Consider the following 21,972-nt stretch of genomic DNA (forward strand, 5'->3'; position numbering starts at 1 on the left):
CGGCCTCCCCCCGGCCGGGCATTCGGCGTTCCCCCGGCCGCCGAAGGGCTCCCCTACGCGGCGAACCCCGCCCCCGACAGCTCGATTTACATTCTTCGATATGCGATTCCGGGCGCATCGAAGTTTTTCATGAGCCCGAAGCCGACGGTGCAGATTTTCGTAGTGTGGGTGCCGGATGTTTCGTCGCGCTTACGCAATCGAGGTGGATGGCAATGGCCGATCAGAATCGGTACGAAATGCCGTTGACGGCCGCCCAGTCCGGAATGTGGCTCGCGCAGCAGATGAACCCGGACAACCCCATGTACAGCATCGCGGAATGCGTGGAGATACAGGGCGGGGTCGATACCGGAACTTTCGAAGCCGCGCTGCGCCGCGTGGTCGACGAGGCGCAGACCCTGCGGATCCGCTTCGTGCCGGGCCCCGACGGTCCGCTCCAGGTCATCGCCCCCGCGCCGGTGGAGCTGCTGCACACGCTGGACGTGAGCTCCCTGGCCGACCCCGCGGCCGCCGCGGAGGAGTGGATGCTCGCCCGCACCGCGGAGCCGGTGGACCTCGCCGGGGGGCCGCTGTTCACCTTCGGTCTGATCACGCTCGCCGCCGACCGCCACACGTGGTTCAGCCGCGTGCACCACGCGATCGTCGACGGCTACAGCTGGTCCCTGATCGTCGCTCGGGTCGCCTCGCTCTACACGGAGCTGGCAGCGGGCCGGGAGGCGTCGGCCACGCCGTTCCACCCCTTCGGCCGGCTCGTCGAGCAGGACGCCGACTACCGGGCGTCCGAACGGTTCGCCGCGGACCGCGCGTTCTGGACCGAACACCTCGCGGGGCTTCCCGCACCGGTGAGCCTCGCACCGCGTCCCACCCGGGTACCGACCGATCACGTGCGGCAGACCGGCGAGGTGTCCGCCGCCGCCGCCGACGCGCTGCGCGCCCTGTCCACCGACATCGGGGTCAGCTGGCCGACGGCGGCGGTCGCGGGCATCGCCGCCTACCTGCACCGCCTCACCGGTGTCGAGGACATCGTGCTCGGCCTCGCCGTCGCCGCCCGCCCCGACGCGGTCGCCAGGGCCACGCCCGGCATGGTGTCCAACGCCGTTCCCGTCCGGCTGACGGTCCGCGGCGACACCACCGTGGCGCAGCTGCTGCGCTCCGCGAGCGACGAGGTCCACGCCGTCCTGCGGCACCAGCGCTACCGCTACGAGGACATCCACCGCGACCTGCACCGGGTGGGGGAGAGCAAGCGGCTCTGGGGCCCCGAGATCAACCTCATCATGTACGGCCAGCCGCTCTCCTTCGCGGGCCACCCCGCCACGGTGCGCGGCTTCTCGATCGGCCCGGAGGAGGACCTCTCGCTGATCGTGGACAACCGCGAGGCGAACGACGGCTTCCTCGTCGACCTCCACGCCAATGCCGACCTGTACGACGCGGACGCGGCCCGAGGACACCGGGAGGGGCTCGTCGCCTTCCTCTCGACCCTCGCCGCCGCCGCCCCCGATCAGCGGCTCGACGCACTCGATCTGCCCCTGCCCGCGCACTGGACGCGCCCCGCCGACTCCGACTCCGACTCCGTCGACACCGACGGGGGCCGCAGCCGGGAGCCCGCTCCCTACCGTGCACCGGGCACCCCGCGCGAGGAACGGCTGTGCGCGCTGGTCGCAGAGGTCCTCGGCCTGCGGCGGGTCGGTCTCGACGACGACTTCTTCGCCCTCGGCGGCCAGTCACTGAGCGCCATCCGGCTCCTCAGCCGGATCCGGGAGGTCTTCGGCGCCGAGCTGTCGATCCGGACGGTCTTCGAGGAACCCACGGCGGGAGCCTTGGCACGGCGGATCGAAGGCGCCCGCCGCGCCCGCCGTTCGGTGGCGCCCGTGGCGCGGCCCGAAGAGGTTCCGTTGTCGCCCGCCCAGCAACGCCTCTGGTTCATCGACCGGTTCCAGGGAGCCACGGGTGCGTACAACATGGGCCTCGCCCTGCGCCTCGGCGGCCGGTTGGACCGGCTGGCGCTCGCGGACGCGCTGGCCGACGTGGTCGCCCGGCACGAAAGCCTGCGGACCGTCTTCCCCGACACCGAGGGCAGGCCGCGCCAGCAGGTCCTCGCTCCCGAGGACGCACGACCGGTGCTGGGGGACCTGCGGGTCGAGGCGGGCGACCTCGACCGCACGGTCGCGGAAGCCGTCGCGGAGGGCTTCGACCTGGCGGCCGGCCCGGCGATCCGGCCGCTGTTGCTGGAGGTCGGTCCCGAGGACCACGTCCTGCTGGTGATCCTGCACCACATCATCGGCGACGGCCTGTCGCTGACCCCCCTCGCCCGTGACCTCGAACGGGCCTACACCGCCCGGGCTCAGGGGCACGCGCCCCGCTTCGAGCCGCTGCCCGTGCAGTACGCCGACTTCACCCTGTGGCAGCGCGAACTCCTCGGCGCCGAGGACGACCCGGAGAGCCCCGTCGCGGAGCAACTGCGCTACTGGCAGGAGGCGTTGGCCGACCTGCCGGAAGAGATCGCGCTGCCGGTGGACCGGCCGCGGCCGGCCGAGCTGAGCCAGCGCGGGGAGATCGTCCGCTTCGACGTCGACACCGCCCTGCACGAGCGGCTCACCGCGCTCGCACAGGAGCACCAGGTCAGCCTGTTCATGGTGTTCCAGGGCGCCGTGGCGCTGCTGCTGAGCAAGCTGGGCGCCGGCCAGGACATCCCGATCGGCGCACCCGTCGCCGGACGCACCGATTCCGCACTGGACGACCTCATCGGCTGCTTCGTCAACACCCTCGTCTTCCGCACGGACGTGTCGGGGGACCCGACCTTCGGCGAGCTGCTGGCCCGGGTGCGCGAGACGACGCTCGGGGCACAGGCCCACCAGGACGTCCCCTTCGAGCGACTGGTCGAGGCCCTCAACCCGGAGCGCTCCCGGTCCCGCAACCCGCTCTTCCAGGTCATGCTGGACGTGGACACCGCCCAGAGCCCCACCATGGCGCTGCCCGGTCTGACGGCCGTCCCGCAGCAGGTCGACCCCGGCCTGATCAAGGTCGACCTGGTCTTCGGCGCCGAGGAATCCCTGCGCACGGACGGGACGCCGGCCGGCATCGCGGCGCGTCTCGAATACAGCCGCGACCTCTTCGACCGGGAGACCGTCGAAGCGATGGCGGAGCGGCTGCTGCGCCTGCTCACCGCCGCGGCGGCCGATCCACGGCGGCCGGTGAGCCGGATCGACGTGCTCTCGGCCGACGAACGGCAGCGCATCCTCGTCGAGTTCAACGACACCACGAGCGGGACCGCACCCGGCGGGACCTTCCCGGAGCTCTTCTCGGCGCGGGCGGCGCTCACCCCCGGAGCACCCGCGGTGCTCTTCGAGGACACCGTGCTGAGCTACGCGGAACTGGACGCCCGCACGAGCGCCCTCGCGTCGCTGCTCGCGGAGTACGGCGTCGGCCCGGAGAGCCGCGTCGCGGTGGCCCTGCCGCGGTCGGTGGAGTTCGTCGTGGCGGTGCTCGCCGTCCTCAAGACGGGCGCGGCGTACGTGCCGGTGGACACCGACTACCCGGCGGAACGCATCGCCTACATCCTGGAGGACTCCGCTCCGGCCCTGCTCGTGAGCGTCCGCGAGATCGCGGGGACCCTGCCCGGCGGGGGCGTACCGGTCCTCCTGATCGACGAAGCGGGCGACCCGCGCCCCGGCCCGCCCGCGGCACGGCAGGTGTCGCCGTCCGGGGCCGCGTACGTGATCTACACCTCGGGGTCGACCGGTCGGCCGAAGGGCGTGGTGGTCTCCCACGCCGGCGTCGCGAGCCTGGCGCGCTCGCAGGCGGAGCACCTGGGCGTCGGACCGGGCAGCCGCGTGCTGCAGTTCGCCTCGCCCAGCTTCGACGCGGCGTTCTGGGAGCTGTGCATGGGGCTCCTGACCGGGGCCGCCCTGGTCCTGGCGCGGGCCGAGCGACTGCTGCCGGGGCAGGACCTGGCCGACGTGCTGGCCCGGCACCGGGTCACCCACGCCACCATCCCCCCGGTCGCCCTCGCGGTGCTGACCACGGCCCAGGTGCCGGCCGCGATGACCCTCGTGGTGGCGGGCGAGGCGTGTGCACCGGAGCTCGTGGCCCGCTTCGCGCCCGGCCGCAGGATGATCAATGCGTACGGTCCCACCGAGACGACCGTCTGCGCGACCATGAGCCTCCCGCTCGCCGCCGACGCGGGCGGCCCGCCGATCGGCGGGCCGATCCGTGACACCCGGGTCTACGTCCTGGACGGCGCCCTGCAGCCCGTCCCCCGGGGCGTGGCCGGCGACCTGTACGTGGCCGGAGCCGGCCTGGCCCGCGGATACCTGGGCCGGCCCGGCCTCAGCGCCGAGCGCTTCGTCGCGGACCCCAACGGCACGGGCGGCGGCCGGATGTACCGGACCGGCGACCTGGCCCGTTGGCGCGCCGACGGCCAGCTGGAGTTCCTCGGACGCGCCGACGAACAGGTCAAGCTGCGGGGCTTCCGCATCGAGCTCGGAGAGATCGAGTCCGTGCTGGCGGGCCACCCGGACGTGGCCCGCGTCGCGCTCGCGGTCAGGGAGGACGAGCCCGGACGCAAGCTGCTCGTGGCCTACGTCGTGCCCGAACAGGGCCGGCGGACCGAGGGGCCGGACCTGCGCCGGCACGTGGCCGCGGCCGTTCCGGACTACATGGTGCCCGCCGCGTTCGTCGTCCTCGACAGCATGCCGGTCACCCCTAACGGCAAACTCGACCGCCGCGCGCTGCCCGCGCCGCAGTTCGGCACGGCCGACGGGAACGGTGAGCCCCGCGACGAACGGGAGGAAGCCCTCGCGGCCCTGTTCACCGAGGTGCTGGGACTCGCCGGCGTCGGCCTCGACGAGAGCTTCTTCGAGCTGGGCGGCGACAGCATCCTCTCCATCCAACTGGTCAGCAAGGCCAGGCGACTGGGCCTCGACCTCTCGCCCCGGGACGTCTTCGAACACAAGACGGTGGCCCGGCTCGCCGAAGCGGTCACGATGCTGGCCGCGGGCCCCGTCGTCTTCGACACGGACGCCGGCATCGGCGAGCTGACCGCGACTCCCATCATGCGGTGGCTGGAGGACCGCGGCGGCCCCGTCGACACGTTCAACCAGTCGATGCTGCTCCAGGTCCCCGCCGGCCTCGGCGCGAGCGAGCTGACTGCCGCGCTCCAGGCGGTGCTCGACCAGCACGACGCCCTGCGCATGCGCCGCCGGCGGGAGACCGCGAGCGGACCGTGGGCCTACGAGATCGCCGGGCGCGCGGACGTACGGGCCGAGCGGCTGCTGCGGACGGTGGACATCACCGCCCTGGCGGACGACCGGCTCGGCGCGGCCATCGGCGCCGAGGCCCGCGCGGCCTGGTCGCGGCTGGCGCCGGAGGCGGGGCTGATGCTCCAGGCCGTCTGGTTCGACGCGGGGACGCAGCGCCCCGGCAGGCTGCTCCTCGCCGCCCACCACCTGGTGGTGGACGGCGTGTCCTGGCAGATCCTGCTCCCCGACCTGCGCGCTGCGTACGAGGCCGTCGTCGCCGACAAGCAGCCGCAGCCGGCCCCGGTGGGCACACCGCTGCGGCACTGGGCCCAGCTGCTGCGATCGGAGGCCCTGCGGGACACCCGGGTGGCGGCGGAGACCACCCTCTGGACCGAGGCCCTGCGCCTGCCGGCGCCCACCCTGGTGGACGCGGAACTCGACCCGGACCAGGACGTCGTGGGCACCGCGCGAAAGCTGAGCCTGACCCTGCCGATCGAGCAGACGCAACGCCTGTTGACCAGCGTGCCCGCCGCCTTCCACGCCACGGTCCAGGACGTCCTCGTCACCGCCCTCGCCCTGGCGGTGACCGACTGGCGCCGGCAGCGGGGACGCACCGGAGCGGGCGAAGTCCTCCTCGACATCGAGCGGCACGGCCGCGAGGAGATCGCCGACGGCCTCGACCTGTCCCGCACGGTGGGCTGGTTCACCAGCCTCTACCCCGTCCGCCTCGACCTCGACGTCGAGGACCGGGAGCGACTGTGGGCCGGTGGGGCGCCTGCGGGCGCCGCGCTGCGCACCGTGAAGGAGCACCTGCGGTCCCTGCCGGACGGCGGGATCGGCTACGGCCTGCTGCGCCACCTCAACCCCGTCGCGGGACCGGCACTGGCGGCGCTCGCCCGGCCGCAGATGCTCTTCAACTACTTCGGGCGGGCCGCCGCCCCGGGCGATACGGCGAGCGCCGACTGGGGTCCCGCCACCGAGTCACAGGTCGTGATCGGCGACGGCGACGCGCGACTCGCGCTCACGCACGTCGTGGAGGTCAACGCCCTGGCCCAGGAGCACCCCGACGGTCCGCGGCTCCTCGCCTCGTGGACCTGGCCGGAGCGGCTCCTCGCCGAAACCGACGTGCGCGAGCTCGCCGAAGGGTGGTTCCGGGCGCTCAGCGTGCTCATCGACCACGCGGACGGGCCGGACGCCGGCGGCTACACCCCATCGGACCTGGCTCTGGTGGACCTTTCCCAAGACGAGATCGACATGCTCGAAGCCGAGTGGAGGACGTTGTAATGACGAAGTCGGGTCCCGAGGACATCCTTCCGTTGTCGCCGCTTCAGGAGGGCCTGCTCTTCCACGCGCTGTACGACGAGCAGGGCCACGACGTCTACACCGTCCAGGTCGTCCTCGACCTGGCCGGCACCGTCGACGTCGAGGCCCTGCGGGCCAGCGCCGCCACCCTGCTGCGCCGTCACGCCAACCTCCGGGTCGGCTTCCTGCACCCGAAGCAGAGCCGGCCCGTCCAGGTGGTCGCCCGGCAGGTCGAACTGCCGTGGGAGGAAACCGACGTGGCGGGCCTCGACGCCCCCGAGCGGGCCGCGGAGCTGGAGCGCATCCAGATCCAGGAGCAGGCCCGGCGCTTCGACCTGGCCCGCCCGCCGCTCATGCGCTTCCGCCTGATCGACCTCGGCGACGGGACGTACCGGCTGTTGTGGACGTTCCACCACCTGCTGCTCGACGGCTGGTCCACCTCCGTCCTGCTCGGTGAGTTCTTCGAGCTCTACGGGCACCAGGGCGACGACCGCGCACTGCCCAAGGTCACCCCGTACCGGGACCACCTCGCCTGGCTGGCCAAGCAGGACCGGGGCGCGGCCGAGTCGGCCTGGCAGCGGGCGCTCTCCGGACTCGACGAGCCGACCCGGCTGGGCGGGGGACAGGAGCAGGGGCACGCCGTCGTCAAGCCCGAGCTGGTCTTCCTGGACGTACCGGCCGACACCACGGAGGCGATCGCCGCCGTGCTGCGCGGCCACGGGCTGACCTTCAACACGGCCCTCCACGCCGCCTGGGCCGTCGTGCTGGGCGCGCTCACGGGCCGGGAGGACGTCGTCTTCGGCACGGTCGTCGCGGGTCGCCCGCCGGAGATCGTGGGGTCCGAGCGGATGGTCGGCATGCTGATCAACACGCTGCCGGTCCGGATCCAGGTGCCGACGGACGCACCGCTGCTCGACGTACTCGGCCGCATCCAGCGCGAGCACACGGACCTGATGCCGCACCAGCACCTCGGCATGAGCGACATCCAGCGGGTCTCCGGCCACACGGAACTCTTCGACACCTACGTCGCGTTCGAGAACTTCCCCTTCGACCTGGAGGCGCTGCGCACCCAGGCGGGCGGCCTGCGGATCGAGAACTTCGAGGTCCTCGACGCCAACCACTACCCGCTGTGCCTGATCGCGCACATCGAGGAGGGCCGTCTCCGGCTGCAACTCAGCTTCCGTCCGGATGTGTTCGGGCGTGGGGTGGTGGAGTCGATCGCTGGTCGTGTGGTGCGGGTGTTGGAGTCGGTGGTCGGTGGGGTTTCGGGTGTGGTGGGTTCGGTGGGGTTGTTGTCGGGTGAGGAGTTGGGGTGGTTGTCGGGTGGGGGTGTGTCGGGTTCGGTGGTGGTGCCGGAGGCGTTGACGTTTCCGGAGTTGTTCGGGGTGCAGGTGGGGCGGACTCCGGGTGCGGTGGCGGTGGAGTCGGTGGGGGTGTCGTTGTCGTATGCGGAGTTGGATGCTCGTGTGGAGCGTTTGGCTGCGTATTTGGTGGGTTTGGGTGTGGGGCCGGAGTCGGTGGTGGCGCTGGTTCTGGGTCGTTCGGTGGAGTCGGTGGTGGCTTCGTTGGCGGTGATGAAGGCGGGCGCGGCGTATTTGCCGGTGGATCCGGATTATCCGGGTGAGCGGATCGCCTTCATGTTCGGGGATGCGCGTCCGGTGGCGGTGGTGACGTCTTCTGGTTATGCGGGTGTGGTGCCGCGGGTTGACGGTGTGGCGGTGGTGGTTTTGGACGAGGTGGTGTTGCCCGAGGTGGTGTTGCCCGAGGTTGGTGCTGGAGTCCGTGGTTCGGGTGTGGTGTCGGTTTCTTCGCCGGCGTATGTGATTTATACGTCGGGTTCGACGGGGGTGCCGAAGGGTGTGGTGGTGACGCATGCGGGGTTGGCGGCGTTCGCGTCGTCGGTGTGTGAGCGTTTTGCGGTGTCGGGTTCGAGTCGGGTGTTGCAGTTTTCTTCGCCGAGTTTTGATGCGTCGGTGTTGGAGTTGTGCATGGCGTTGACTTCGGGTGCGGCTTTGGTGGTGCCTGGGGTGGGGGTGTTGGCGGGTGAGCCGTTGGCGGAGTTGATTTCGGGTCGTGGGGTGACGCATGCGTTGATTCCGCCGGCGGCGTTGGCGAGTGTTTCGTCGGTGGGGTTGGAGGGTTTTGGGTGTTTGGTGGTGGGTGGTGATGCGACGTCGGCGGAGTTGGTTTCTCGGTGGGCTCCGGGGCGTCGGATGGTGAATGCGTATGGGCCGACGGAGTCGACGGTGGCGGTGTCGATGAGTGTGCCGTTGGTGGGGGGTGGTGGTGCGCCGCCGATTGGTGTGCCGGTGGTGGGGACGCGGGTGTTCGTGCTGGATGGTGGGTTGCGTTTGGTGCCGCCGGGTGTGGTGGGTGAGTTGTATGTGGCGGGTGTGGGTTTGGCGCGGGGGTATTTGGGGCGGGCTGGTTTGACGTCCGAGCGGTTTGTGGCGTGTCCGTTCGGTGGTGTGGGTGAGCGGATGTATCGCACGGGTGATGTGGTGCGGTGGGGTGTGGATGGTCAGTTGGAGTTTGTGGGGCGTGTGGATGATCAGGTGAAGGTTCGGGGTTTCCGGATCGAGTTGGGTGAGATCGAGAGTGTGTTGTTGCGTCATGGGGGTGTGGGTCAGGCGGTGGTGGTGGTGGATGAGGCGCGGCCGGGTGTGAAGCGGTTGGTTGCGTATGTGGTGGCGGGGGGTGGTGTTCCGGTGGATGGGGCGGGGGTTCGTGAGTTTGTTGCGGGTTCTCTGCCGGATTACATGGTGCCTTCGTTGGTGGTGGTTCTGGATGGGCTGCCGTTGATGGCGAATGGGAAGTTGGATCGTAGGGCGTTGCCTGTTCCGGAGTTTTCGGTGGGTGTGGGGCGTGGTCCGGGTTCGGAGCGGGAGGAGCTTCTCGCGGGGTTGTTCGGGGAGGTTCTTGGTTTGGATTCGGTGGGTGTCGATCAGTCGTTCTTCGAGTTGGGTGGCGACAGCATCATTTCGATCCAGTTGGTGGGTCGGGCGCGTAAGGCGGGGTTGCATTTCAGTCCCCGGGACGTATTCACACACAAGACAGTGGAGGCCCTCGTGGCGGTCGCCAAGGAGGCCGCCGCACCCGTGCGCGGGTCCTCCGACGACGGAATCGGCGGAGTTCCCCTCACTCCCGTCATCCACTGGTTCAGCGAACGCGGCGGTCCGGTCGACCAGTTCAACCAGGCCATGCCCGTCCCGGTTCCGGCGGGCCTCGGGCAGCAGCAGCTCGCCGAGGTCCTCCAGGCCTTCCTGGACCACCACGACGCGCTCCGGTTGCGGCTGACCCGGATCGAGGGCGTCGAGGACATCGAGGACTGGGCCCTGGAGGTCGCGCCGCGCGGAGCGGTCGCGGCCGCGGACCTCCTGCACCGAGTCGACGTGGCGGGTCTGGACACCGAAGCACTGGCCGCCCTGACCGAGAAGGAGTTCGCCGCCGCGCAGCAGCGGCTCGCCCCCGGGGCCGGGACCATGGTGCAGGCCGTCTGGTACGACGCCGGACCGCGCTCCGTCGGCCGGCTCCTCCTGGTGATCCACCACCTGGCCGTCGACGGGGTGTCGTGGCGCATCCTGCTGCCCGAGTTGGAGCAGGCCCTCGCCGCAGCCCTCGCGGGCCGTCCGCTGGAGCTGGAGCCCGTGGGCACCTCGTTCCGCCGCTGGGCACAGCACCTCACGGCGGCCGCCGGAGAGCCGGCCCGCATCAGGGAACTACCCCTGTGGCGGGAGGTCCTGTCCACCCCGGACCCGCTGCTCACCGACCGTCCCCTGGATCCCGCACGGGACACCCTCGCCCGGGCCGGGCACCTCACCGTCGAGCTGCCCGCGGCCGTCACCGAGCCGCTGCTGGGCAAGGTCCCCGCCGCCTTCCGCGCGGGCGCCAACGACGTACTGCTCACCGCCCTGGCGATCGCCGTCGCCGCGTGGCGCCGCGGACGCGGCCGGGGCGACGGCACGGCCGTGCTCGTCGGGCTGGAGGGACACGGACGCGAGGAGATCGCCCCGGACGTCGACCTCTCCCGCACGGTGGGGTGGTTCACCAGCCTGTACCCCGTGCGCCTGGACCCCGGCGCCATCTCGATCACGGAGGTGGAGGCGGCCGGTCCCGCACTGGCCACGGCCCTGAAGGCGGTCAAGGAGCAGCTGCGGGCGATCCCGGACAACGGCATCGGCTACGGCCTGCTGCGCTACCTCAACCCCCGCAGCGCCGTCGCCCTGGCGAAGCTCTCCGAGCCGCAGATCGGCTTCAACTACCTGGGTCACCTGGGCTCCGCCACCGATGCGGACCACGGCGGACTCGGCGGCGGCGCGGACCAGGACACGGCCCTGCCCCACACCCTCTCCGTCAACGCCGTGACGATGACGCACGCCGACGGGCCCCGGCTCGGCGCCACGTGGACCTGGCCGCGGGACCTGCTCGCGGAGCAGGACGTGCGCGAGCTCGCGCAGCTGTGGACGAGGGTCTTGGAAGCGCTGGTCGCCCACACCGAGCAGCCGACGGCCGGCGGCGGGTTCACGCCCTCCGACCTGCCCCTGGTGACCCTGACGCAGGACGACATCCACGCGCTGGAGGCGGCCCAGCCCGGGCTGATCGACGTGCTGCCGCTCTCCCCGCTCCAGGAGGGTCTGCTCTTCCACACCGCGTACGACCAGCGGGCCGAGGACGTCTACATCACCCGGCTCGCCGTGGACGTGCGCGGGAAGCTGGACGCCGAGGCGATGCGCGCGGCCGTGCGCGGGCTGCTGGTGCGCCACGACAGCCTGCGCGCCGGATTCCACTACACGGCGGACGGGCGACCCGTACAGCTCATCCCGGACCGGGCCGAACTCGCCTGGAACGAGCTCGACTTCAGCGATCTGGTGGGCGCGGAGCAGGAAGCCGCCCTGGACCGGCTGCTGACCGAGGAGCGCGGCCGACGCTTCGATCCACAGCGCCCGCCGCTGCTGCGCTTCACGCTGATCCGGCTGGGCGAGGACCTCCACCGGCTGCTGTTCGCCGCACACCACCTGCTGCTCGACGGGTGGTCGGCTCCCGTGCTGGCCGCGGAGCTCTTCGAGCTGTACGGGCACCGCGGCGACGCCGCCACCCTGCCCCCGGTCGTCCCCTACAAGAACTTCCTCGCCCATCTCGCCGCCCAGGACCGCACCGAGGCGGTCGCCGCCTGGCGCACCGCACTGGCCGGAGTGGACGAGCCCACCCTGATCGCCCCCGGCGCCGCGGCCGGCGAGTCCGTGCTGCCCGGGCGCGTGGTCGACCAGCTGCCGCCGGAGCTGACCGCCGCGCTCGTCGACCGGGCCCGCGCGCACGGGCTGACCATGAACGCCGTCGTCCAGGGCGCGTGGGGGATCGTGCTGTCCCGGCTCACCGGGCGGGACGACGTGCTCTTCGGCGAAACGGTCTCCGGCCGGCCGCCGGAGCTGCCCGGAGTCGAGTCGATGGTCGGACTCTTCAGCAACACCGTGCCCGTACGGGTCCGCCTCGACCCGGCGGTCCCCGTGATCGACACCCTGGCCCGCGTGCAGCAGCAGCGGGTGGACCTCCTCGCGTACCACTACCTCGGACTCTCCGAGCTCCAGCAGATCGCCGGCCTGGGCACCCTCTTCGACACGGCCGTCGTCTTCGAGAACTTCCCCCCGGAAGCCGAGGACGGGCAGCCACCGGTGCACGGCCTCACCCTCTCCCAGGTGGACACCCGGGGCGACAACCACTACCCGCTCGGCATGGTGGTGATGCACGAGGGCCGACGCACCGTCCTGAACTGGTACTACCGCCCGGACCTCTTCGACGAGGACGCGGCCCGCGACATCGTCGGGCAGATGCGCCGGGTGCTGGAGGCCGTCGCCGCCACCCCGCAGCTCCCCGTCGGTCGGCTCGACACCCTCGACGGGGCCGAACGGGAACGGCTGACCCAGGGCTGGAACGGCCCGCCGACCCCCGCTTCCGACGCGGCCGTCACCGAGCTGATCCAGGACCAGGCGGCGCGCACGCCGGACGCCGTGGCCCTGGTGTCCGGTGCGACCGAGCTCACCTACGGCGAGCTCAACGCACGGGCGAACCGGCTCGCGCACGAGTTGATCGCCCGGGGCGCCGGACCGGAGACCTTCGTCGCCGTGGCCGTGGAGCGGTCCGCGGAGCTCGTCGTGACCCTCCTCGCGGTCCTGAAGTCCGGGGCGGCCTACGTGCCGGTCGACCCCGCCCATCCGCGGGAGCGCATCCGCTACGTGCTGGCGGACTCCGCGCCGCGGCTGGTGGTGACCACCGCCGCGGTGGCCTCCGGGCTGCCGGACACCGGTGTCGAACACGTCCTCCTCGACGCCCCCGCCACGGTCGCCGCCCTCGCGCTGCGCCCCGTCGCCGACCCCGTCGACGCGGTGCGCACCGCGCCCCTGACCCGGGAGAACCCCGCCTACGTCATCTACACCTCCGGTTCCACCGGGCAGCCGAAGGGCGTGGTGGTCACCCACCGTTCCGTGGTCGACTACCTGGGCTGGACCGGGCGCGCGTACCCCGGGGCCGCGGGCGTCGCGCTGCTGCACTCGCCGGTCTCCTTCGACCTCACCGTCACCGCACTGTTCACCCCCCTGACCGTCGGGGGCGCGGTGGTCATCGGCGACCTGGCCCAGGACGCGGCGCTCGACGCGCGCCTCGCCGCGGCGCCGTGCACCTTCATGAAGGCCACCCCCAGCCACCTGCCGCTGCTCGGCGCCCTGCCGCCCGCGTACTCCCCGAGGACCGAACTGCTCCTCGGCGGCGAAGCCCTCGTGGGCGAGGCGCTCGCGCCGTGGCGCGAGCTCCACCCGCACGCGACCGTCTGGAACGTCTACGGGCCCACCGAGGCCACGGTCAACGTCACCGAGTACCGCATCGAGCCGGGGGCCGCCGTTCCCTCCGGTCCGGTCCCCATGGGCCGCCCGCAGGGCAACGTACGGGCCTACGTGCTGGACGCGAACCTGCGGCCCGCACCCGTGGGCACGCCGGGTGAGCTGTTCGTCGCGGGGCCCTGCCTGGCCCGGGGCTACCTGAACCGGGCGGCCCTGACCGCCGAGAGGTTCGTCGCCGACCCCTTCGGCCCGGCCGGGGAACGGATGTACCGGACCGGCGACGTGGTGCGCCGCCGGCCGGACGGCGACCTGGTCTTCGTCGGCCGCGCCGACGACCAGGTAAAGGTCCGGGGCCACCGCATCGAACTCGGCGAGATCGTCGCCGCGGTCGCCGCCCACCCCGGCGTCGCCGCGCAGACCGTGGTCGTCCGCACCGACCGGCCGGACGCCCAGCAGCTCGTGGCGTACGTCGTGCCAGGGCCCGGAGCGGTGGTCGACGCCCAGGAGGTGCGCGAGCGGGTCGCCGGCCTGCTGCCGGAGTACATGGTCCCGGACGCGGTCGTCCTGCTGGACTCGCTGCCGCTGACCCCGAACGGCAAGCTCGACCGCGCGGCGCTGCCCGCACCCGAATTCACCACCGCCGCGGCCGAGAACGTCGCCCGGACCCCGCAGGAGGAGATCCTGTGCGGCCTGTTCGCACAGGTCCTGGACGTGCCGCGGATCGGCGTGGACGACGACTTCTTCGCCCTCGGCGGGAACTCGCTGAGCGCGATCCGGCTGCTCAGCCGGGTCCGGGCGGCCTTCCGCACCGAGGTGGACGTGCGGGCCGTCTTCGACGCCCCGACACCCGCCCTGCTCGCGGCGCAGATCACCCCCGGTCACCGCGAACGACCCGCCCTCGACGTGCGCGAACGGCCCGCGCGGATCCCCCTGTCGTACGCCCAGCGGCGCCTGTGGTTCCTCGGCCGGCTGGAGGGCGAGACCAGCACCTACAACATCCCCATCGGCATCAGGCTGTCCGGCACCCTGGACCGCCAGGCACTGACCCGCGCGCTCGCGGACCTCGTCGGGCGACACGAGAGCCTGCGCACCGTCTTCGCGGAGGAAGGGGGCAGGCCGCGGCAGTCCGTCCTGGACCCGGCCGCGGCGGTCGTGCCCGTGGAGAGCGTGCACACCACCGAGGAGGCCCTGCCGGAGGCGATGCGGTCCGCGGCCGAGCGGGGATTCGACCTGGCGGCGGAACTCCCGCTGCGGGCCACCCTGTTCGTCCTCTCGGACACCGAGCACGTACTGCTCCTGAGCGTCCACCACATAGCCACCGACGGCTGGTCGAACGGCCCGCTCGCCAGGGACCTCTCCGTGGCCTACACGGCCCGCCGGGACGGGCGCGCGCCGCGGTTCTCCCCGCTGCCCGTGCAGTACGCGGACTACACCCTGTGGCAGCGGGAACTCCTGGGCAGCGAAGAGGACCCCGACAGCCTCATATCGCGGCAGCTGGACTTCTGGGACACCACGATGGCCGGGGCGCCCGCGGAACTGGAGCTCCCCTCCAGCCTGCCGCGCGGGTCCGAGGTGAGCCACCGCGGCGGGTCCTTCGAGTTCACCGTCGACGCCGCACTGCACGCACGCCTCGCCGACCTGGCCCGCACCCACCAGGCCAGTCTCTTCATGGTCGTGCAGGCGGGCCTCGCCACGCTGCTGAGCCGACTGGGTTCCGGCACCGACATCCCGATCGGCACCGCCGTCGCCGGCCGCACGGACCAGGCCCTCGACGACCTCGTCGGGTTCTTCGTCAACACCCTGGTGCTGCGGACCGACGTCTCCGGCGACCCCACCTTCGCCGAGCTGGTGGCCCGGGTACGGGCCGCCGACCTGGCCGCCTACGCCCACCAGGACGTGCCCTTCGAGCGGCTCGTCGACCACCTGGGCGTCGAGCGTTCGGTGGCGCACAGCCCCCTGTTCCAGGTGTTCCTGTCCTTCCAGAACAACGCGGCCGCCCGGCTGGAACTGCCGGGTCTGACGGTCGGCGTCGAAACCGTCGAGCTGGCCTCGTCCAAGCTCGAACTGGGCGTGGAGCTCGGCGAGGAACGCGACGAGAACGGCGCCCCCGCCGGCCTCGCCGGTCGCGTGGACTACCGGACGGACGTCTTCGACCGGGCCGGGGTCGAGGAGCTCGTGCGACGCTTCGTGACCCTGCTCGACGCGGCCTCCGCGGACCCCGGCCGGCCCATCGGCCGGCTCGACCTGCTCTCGGCCGAGGAGCGCCACCAGGTCCTCGACGAGTGGCACACCACCGAGCGCCCGGCCGAACCGCAGACCTTCCCGGCCCTCTTCGAAGCGCACGCCGCGAGCGATCCCGAACGGGTGGCGCTGGTCTGCGGAGACCGGTCGCTGACCTACGGCGAGCTCAACGCGCTCGCCAACCAGTGGGCCCACTTCTTCATCGCGAAGGGCATCGGCCCGGAGCAGCGGGTCGCCGTCGTGGTGCCGCGGTCCGTCGACTGGATCGCGACCACGCTCGGTGTGCTCAAGGCGGGGGCGGCCTACCTGCCGGTGGACCCCGGGTACCCCGCCGAACGCATCGGGTTCACCGTGCGGGACGCACGGGCGGCGCTCGTACTGACCACCCGGGACGCCGGTGGGGACCAGCCCCCCTGGGCCGCCGGATCGGTGGTGACCGACGCGCCCGAGACCCGTACCGCGGTCGCCGCCATGCCCGTCACCGACCCCACAGACCGGGACCGCACCGCACCGCTGTCGGTGGCCCACCCCGCCTACGTCATCTACACCTCGGGCTCCACCGGGCACCCCAAGGGCGTCGTGGTCACCCACACCGGATTCGCGAGCATGGTCGGCGCGCAGCGGGAGAACCTGCGGGGCGGGCCGGACGCCCGGGTCCTCCAGTCGGTCTCCCCGAGCTTCGACGTGTCCGTCGGAGACCTGGTGCTGTCCCTGCTGAGCGGGGCCGCGCTGGTCCTGCCCGAAGGCCACCGGTCACCCGTGGGGCAGGAGCTCGCCACGCTGATCGAGCAGCACGGCATCACCCACCTGCACACGACCGCGGGCGTCATCTCCACCCTGCCGGACGTCGAACTGCCCACCCTGCGCACCATGGTCACCGGCGGCGAACCCATCGCGCCGCACCACGTGGCGCGGTGGTCGCGGGGCCGGCGCTTGATCAACGCCTACGGACCGACCGAGGCGATGGTGTACGCCACGATGAGCGGAGCGCTCACCGGGGACGGCCCGGCCGCCATCGGCCGGCCGCTGTGGAACGCCCGCCTCTACGTCCTCGACGGGACGCTGCGGCCCGTACCGCCCGGCACGGCGGGCGACCTGTACATCGCGGGGGTCGGGCTGGCGCGCGGCTACCTGGAGCGGCCGGCCCTGACGGCGGAGCGGTTCGTCGCCGACCCGTTCGGGACGCCCGGCGAGCGCCTCTACCGCACCGGCGACGTCGTGCGCTGGAACGCCGGGGGCGAGCTGGAGTTCGTCGGACGCTCCGACGACCAGGTCAAGCTCCGCGGCTTCCGCATCGAGCTCGGTGAGATCGAATCGGCGCTCGTGGCCTACCCGAAGGTCGCCGACGCGGCCGTGATCGTCCACGAGGACGCCGCGGGCCGACAGCAACTGGTCGCCTACGTCGTCACCAAGGGATCCCGGGCGCCCAAGGCGGAGCTGCTCCGCGAGCACCTCGCGGCCCGCCTGCCCGAGTACATGGTGCCCGTCGCTTACACGACGCTGGCCGAGCTCCCGCTCAGCGCCAACGGCAAGGTGGACCGCAAGGCCCTGCCGGAACCCGACTTCGGAGTCCGGCCCCAGGGTCGCGCGCCGCGCGACGCGAAGGAGACCGAGCTCTGCAAGCTCGTCGGCGAGGTGCTCGGTGTGACCGATGTCGGCATCGACGACAGCTTCTTCGAGCTGGGCGGGGACAGCATCGTCTCCATCCAGTTGGTCAGCCGGGCCCGCGAGGCGGGACTGGAGTTCACGGCCGCCGACGTACTGCGCCGGCGCACCGTCGAAGAGCTCGCCGCGGTCGCCGTCGTCGTGGCGGACGGGGCCGACGTCGACGACGAAGCCGCCGCCGACACGGGCGTCGGGGAGATCCCCCTCACCCCGGCCATGCACCTGCTGCGCGAGCGGGGCGGCGTCTTCGAGCAGCTCAGCGGCACGGCCCTGGTCTCCCTTCCGGCCGACTGCGACGAGCAGCGGATCGGCGCGGTCCTGCGCGCGCTCGTGGACCGCCACGACTCGCTGCGGCTGCGCCTCACCCGCCGCGCCGGCAACCTGCTCTGGAGCCTGGAAGCGCTGCCCCGGGGCGCCGTGGACCTGGCGCCGCTGCGCGTCGACGTCCAGGGGCTCCGCGAGGACGAGGTCGACGCCGTCGTCCGGGAGCAGACCGTGGCCGCCCGGGCCCGGCTCGCGCCGCAGGACGCGGTCGTGGCGGCGGCGGTCTGGTTCGACGCCGGCCCCGGAGCGGCCCACCGGCTCCTCCTCGTGGTGCACCGGCTGGCGGCGGACGAGGGCTCCCTCGCCGTCCTGGCGGACGACGTGCGCGCCCTGTGGGACGGCAAGGCCGTCCCGGTCGGCCGCAGCTACCGGGCGTGGGCGCAGGAACTGGCCCAGAAGGCGTCCGAACCCGACCTCCTGGAGGAACTCCCGCTCTGGGACGCCGTCCTCGGTGCTCCCGCCCCGCCGTTCGCCGACCGGCCCCTCGACCCGGCCCGCGACCTCACGCGTACGGCCCGCAGCCTCGACCGCGCGCTCTCGCCGGCCGAGACGGCGCCCCTCCTCGACCAGGTCACGGCGCGCTTCGGCACCGGCGTGGCGGAAGTCCTGCTCGCGGCGCTGGCCGCCGCGGTCGGCGAGCGCCGCGGCCGCCGCGGCCAGGACGCCGAGGGCGGTGTCCTGGTGGCCCTGGACCGGGACGGTCGGGCCGCGACGGCCGAGCCGGAGCCGTCCCGCACGACCGGCTGGTTCACCGTGACGCACCCGCTGCTCCTGGACGTCCCCGCGCCCGGAGGGACCCTCCCGGAGGGCGACCGGATCGGGTCCGTGCTCAAGCGGACCAAGGAACGGCTCGCCGGCGTCCCGGCCCACGGCGTGGGCTACGGGCTGCTGCGCCACGTCAACCCGCAGACCGTGCCGCTGCTCGCCCGCCACGCCGGACCGGAGATCCGCTTCGCCTACCTGGGCCGCTTCGAGGACACGGCGCCGCACGGCGCCGGCGACCACCCGGACGCACCGCTCGCCCACGCCCTGCGCATCGAGGCGGCCGTCGTCGACCACGTCGACGGTCCCCGCCTGTCCGTGCGCTGGACCTGGCCCGACGGCGTGCTCACCGAGCAGGACGTGCACGAACTGGCCCAGGACTGGGAGCGCGCGCTGGCCGCTCTCGCCACCCATGCGGGACGTGCGGGCAGCGGTGGCCGCACGCCCGCCGACTTCCCGCTGGTGGCCCTCGGCCAGCAGGAGATCGAGCACCTGGAATCGGGCCGGCCCGCCCTGGTCGACGTCCTCCCGCTCACCCCGCTCCAGGAAGGGCTGGTGTTCCACAGCCTCTACAACGACCTGGGGCCGGACGTCTACACCGTCCAGTTCGGCCTGGACCTGGAGGGGTCGCTCGACGCGAGCGTCCTGCGCCGGTCCGTGGAGGCCCTGCTGCACCGCCACGCGAACCTGGGCGTGGGCTTCGCACACGAAGGGCTCGCTCACCCCGTCCAGTTCCTGCTGGCCGAGAACCGGCTGCCCTGGGAGGAGCTCGACCTGAGCGCCCTGGGCGACGCCGCGCGCACGACGGAGGTGGCCCGGGTCATGGAGGAGGCGGCCGCACGTCGCTTCGACCTCGACCGGCCCCCGCTGCTGCGGTGCGCGTTGCTGCGCCTGGCACCGGGACGCCACCGCATGGTGATGACCTTCCACCACCTGCTGCTGGACGGCTGGTCGACCCCGATCCTCATCGGGGAACTCATCCGGATCTACCGCGCCGGGGGAGATGCGGCGGCGCTGCCCCCCGTCCCGGCCTACCGCGACTACCTCGGCTGGCTGGCAGCCCGGGACCGGTCCGCCTCGGGCGCCGCCTGGGCGCGCGAACTGGACGGTCTCGGAGAGCCCACCCTGTTGGCGCCCGCCGACTCCGACCGGCCGCCCGTCGTCCCGGAGAAGGTCTCCCTGATGATGCCGGGCGACGCGACGGGCCGCCTCGCCGCGCTCGCCGCACGGCACGGCTTCACCATGAACACGGTGGTGCAGGGGGCGTGGGGACTGCTCCTGAGCCGGATCACCGGACGCGACGACGTGGTCTTCGGTGCGGTGGTCTCCGGACGGCCGCCCGAGGTACCGGGCATCGAGCGGATGGTGGGCCAGTTCATCAACACCGTCCCGGTCCGCGTCCGCATCGAGCCCGGGGCCACGGTCGCGCAGTTCCTGCGCGACCTCGCCGACCGGCAGGTGGACCTGATGAACCACCAGTTCGTGCGCCTGATGGACCTCCAGAGGTCGATCGGGACGGGAGAGCTCTTCGACACACTGCTGGTCTTCCAGAACACGCCCGCCGACGGCGCCGGCTTCGGGGACGGCGAGGACGGACTGCGGGCCGTCGACGTCGAGATGAACGGCGACAACTCGCACTTCCCGATCACCCTCGACGCCGGTCTGGACGGAACCGCGCTGCACTGCCGGATCGGCTACCGGCCCGACATGTTCAGCGGAGCCGAGGTCGCCGCGCTCCTGGACGCCCTGCGGGACGTGCTGGAGGGCCTGGCCACCGGCGCCGACGAGCCGGTGCGGAGCACCGGGGGCGACGCGCCCGCCCGCTGGTGGGCCGCGGTGCGCCCGGCGCTCCTGGAGCGACTGCTGCTGGCCGGGCGGTCCGGCGAGGACCCGGCGCAGTCCGGGACGCAGCCGCGGACCCCCGAGGTGCGGCAGCGCGAGGAGCTCCTGGCGGGGCTGTTCGCCGAGGTCCTGCGCATCGACGGCGCGGGACCGGACGAGGACTTCTTCGCGCTGGGCGGCGACAGCATCATGGCCATCCAACTGGCCGGCCGGGCCCGCGAGTCCGGTGTGCGGATCGGCCTGCGCGACGTGTTCAAGCACAAGACCGCAGGCGCGCTCGCCCGGATGCCGCAGCAGTACGTCGCCGACGCCGCCGGCCGCGAACGTCCCGAGGACGCGGCGGGCGGGCTGCCGCTCACCGCACCGGTGCTCGCGCTCCTCGGGCGCGGTGCGCCCGAGGACACGGCGCACGCCGTGCAACTCCTCGCCGTACCGGCGGGTGTGACGCGGGAGGCGGTGTGCGCGGCGGTGCAGTCCCTCCTGGACCGCAACGACGCGCTGCGGCTGCGGGTGACGCCCGACGCGGAATCCGGCTGGTCGTTGGAGGTGGCCGCGGCCGCCTCGGTCCGCGCGGAGGACCGCCTCACCCGGGTCGTGGCCCGGGACGCGGCTCTGGTGGACGAGCAGGTCGCGGCGGCCGTGCTGCGGCTGGCGCCCGCGGACGGGACGGTCGTGCAAGCCGTCTGGTTCGACGCCGGACCCGACAGTGCGAGTCAACTAGCGCTCATCACACACCAGTTGGTCGCCGATGGTGCGTCCGGGAAGATCCTGCGGCAGGACCTCCAGGCGGCCTGGGAGGCTGCCGGGGCAGGCGGGCCCGTGGGGGCCGCCCCCGCGGGGACCCCGTACGGCAGCTGGGCGCGCACGCTCGCCGGGGCGGCCGTCGAGCCGGCCCGGGCGGCGGAACTCCCGCTGTGGCGGGAGATCGTGGCGACCGACGACCCGCTGCTCGCCGACCGCCCGCTGAACCCCGCCGCCGACGTGCTGGGATCGGCGCGCGAGGCCGAGCTCACGCTGCCCGCCGCCGTGGCCGAGCCGCTGCTGGGCCGACTCCCGGAGGCGTTCAACGCCGACGTCGAGGACGTGCTCCTGACCGGACTCGCCCTCGCCGTCGCCCGATGGCGCCGCGAACGGGGCGTCGGTGACGGCAGCGCGGTGCTGGTCGGCCTGGAGGGCGCGGGCCGCACCCCGCTCGCCGACGGGATCGACGTCTCCCGGACGGTCGGCCGGTTCGCCACCGCATACCCGGCGGCCGTCGACCCCGGCGAGCTGTCGCCGGACGAGGTCCGCTCCGGTGGCCCGGCCCTCGGCATCGCACTGAAGGCGGTCAAGGAGCAACTGCGCGCCATCCCGGACGGTGGCATCGGCTATGGGCTGCTGCGCCACCACAACCCGCGGACGGCTCGCAAGCTCGCCGGTCACCCCGAACCCCAGATCGGCTTCACCTACGAGCCCCCCGAGGACCGACCGCGGCCCACCGCCACGGGAGGCCCCGCGCACACGCCGTTGCGCCACGCCCTGACCCTCTCGGCCGAGGCGGTCCGGGGCACCGACGGAGTGCGCCTGCACGCCCGCTGGACCTGGCCGGACGCGCTGTTCGCCCGGGAGGACGTGCAGGAGCTGGCAGAGCTCTGGTTCGAGGCGCTGCGGGGCCTGGTCACGCACGCGGAACTCCCCGCGGCCGGCGGCTTCACGCCGTCCGACCTGTCCCTGCTCTCCCTGTCACAGGACGAGATCGACGAATTCGAGAGTGGTCTGAGCTGATGAATGGA

Annotated in this window: 2 protein-coding genes; both read left to right on the forward strand. The window is 72.9% G+C overall.

Annotated elements, in window-relative coordinates; translation table 11 throughout:
* The first annotated feature begins 212 nt into the window (after positions 1 to 212).
* A complete protein-coding gene (locus tag ACIQWR_RS20640; RefSeq protein ID WP_404011382.1) occupies positions 213 to 6,518 on the forward strand; it encodes an amino acid adenylation domain-containing protein in 6,306 nt (2,101 codons plus the stop codon).
* Complete coding sequence (locus tag ACIQWR_RS20645) at positions 6,518 to 21,964, forward strand: amino acid adenylation domain-containing protein (RefSeq protein ID WP_404011384.1); 15,447 nt, start codon at positions 6,518 to 6,520, stop codon at positions 21,962 to 21,964. The genes ACIQWR_RS20640 and ACIQWR_RS20645 overlap by 1 nt, the downstream gene beginning before the upstream one ends.
* Positions 21,965 to 21,972 lie beyond the last annotated feature (8 nt).

The sequence above is a fragment of the Streptomyces sp. NPDC098789 genome (genome assembly GCF_044759975.1).
Lineage (GTDB): Bacteria > Actinomycetota > Actinomycetes > Streptomycetales > Streptomycetaceae > Streptomyces.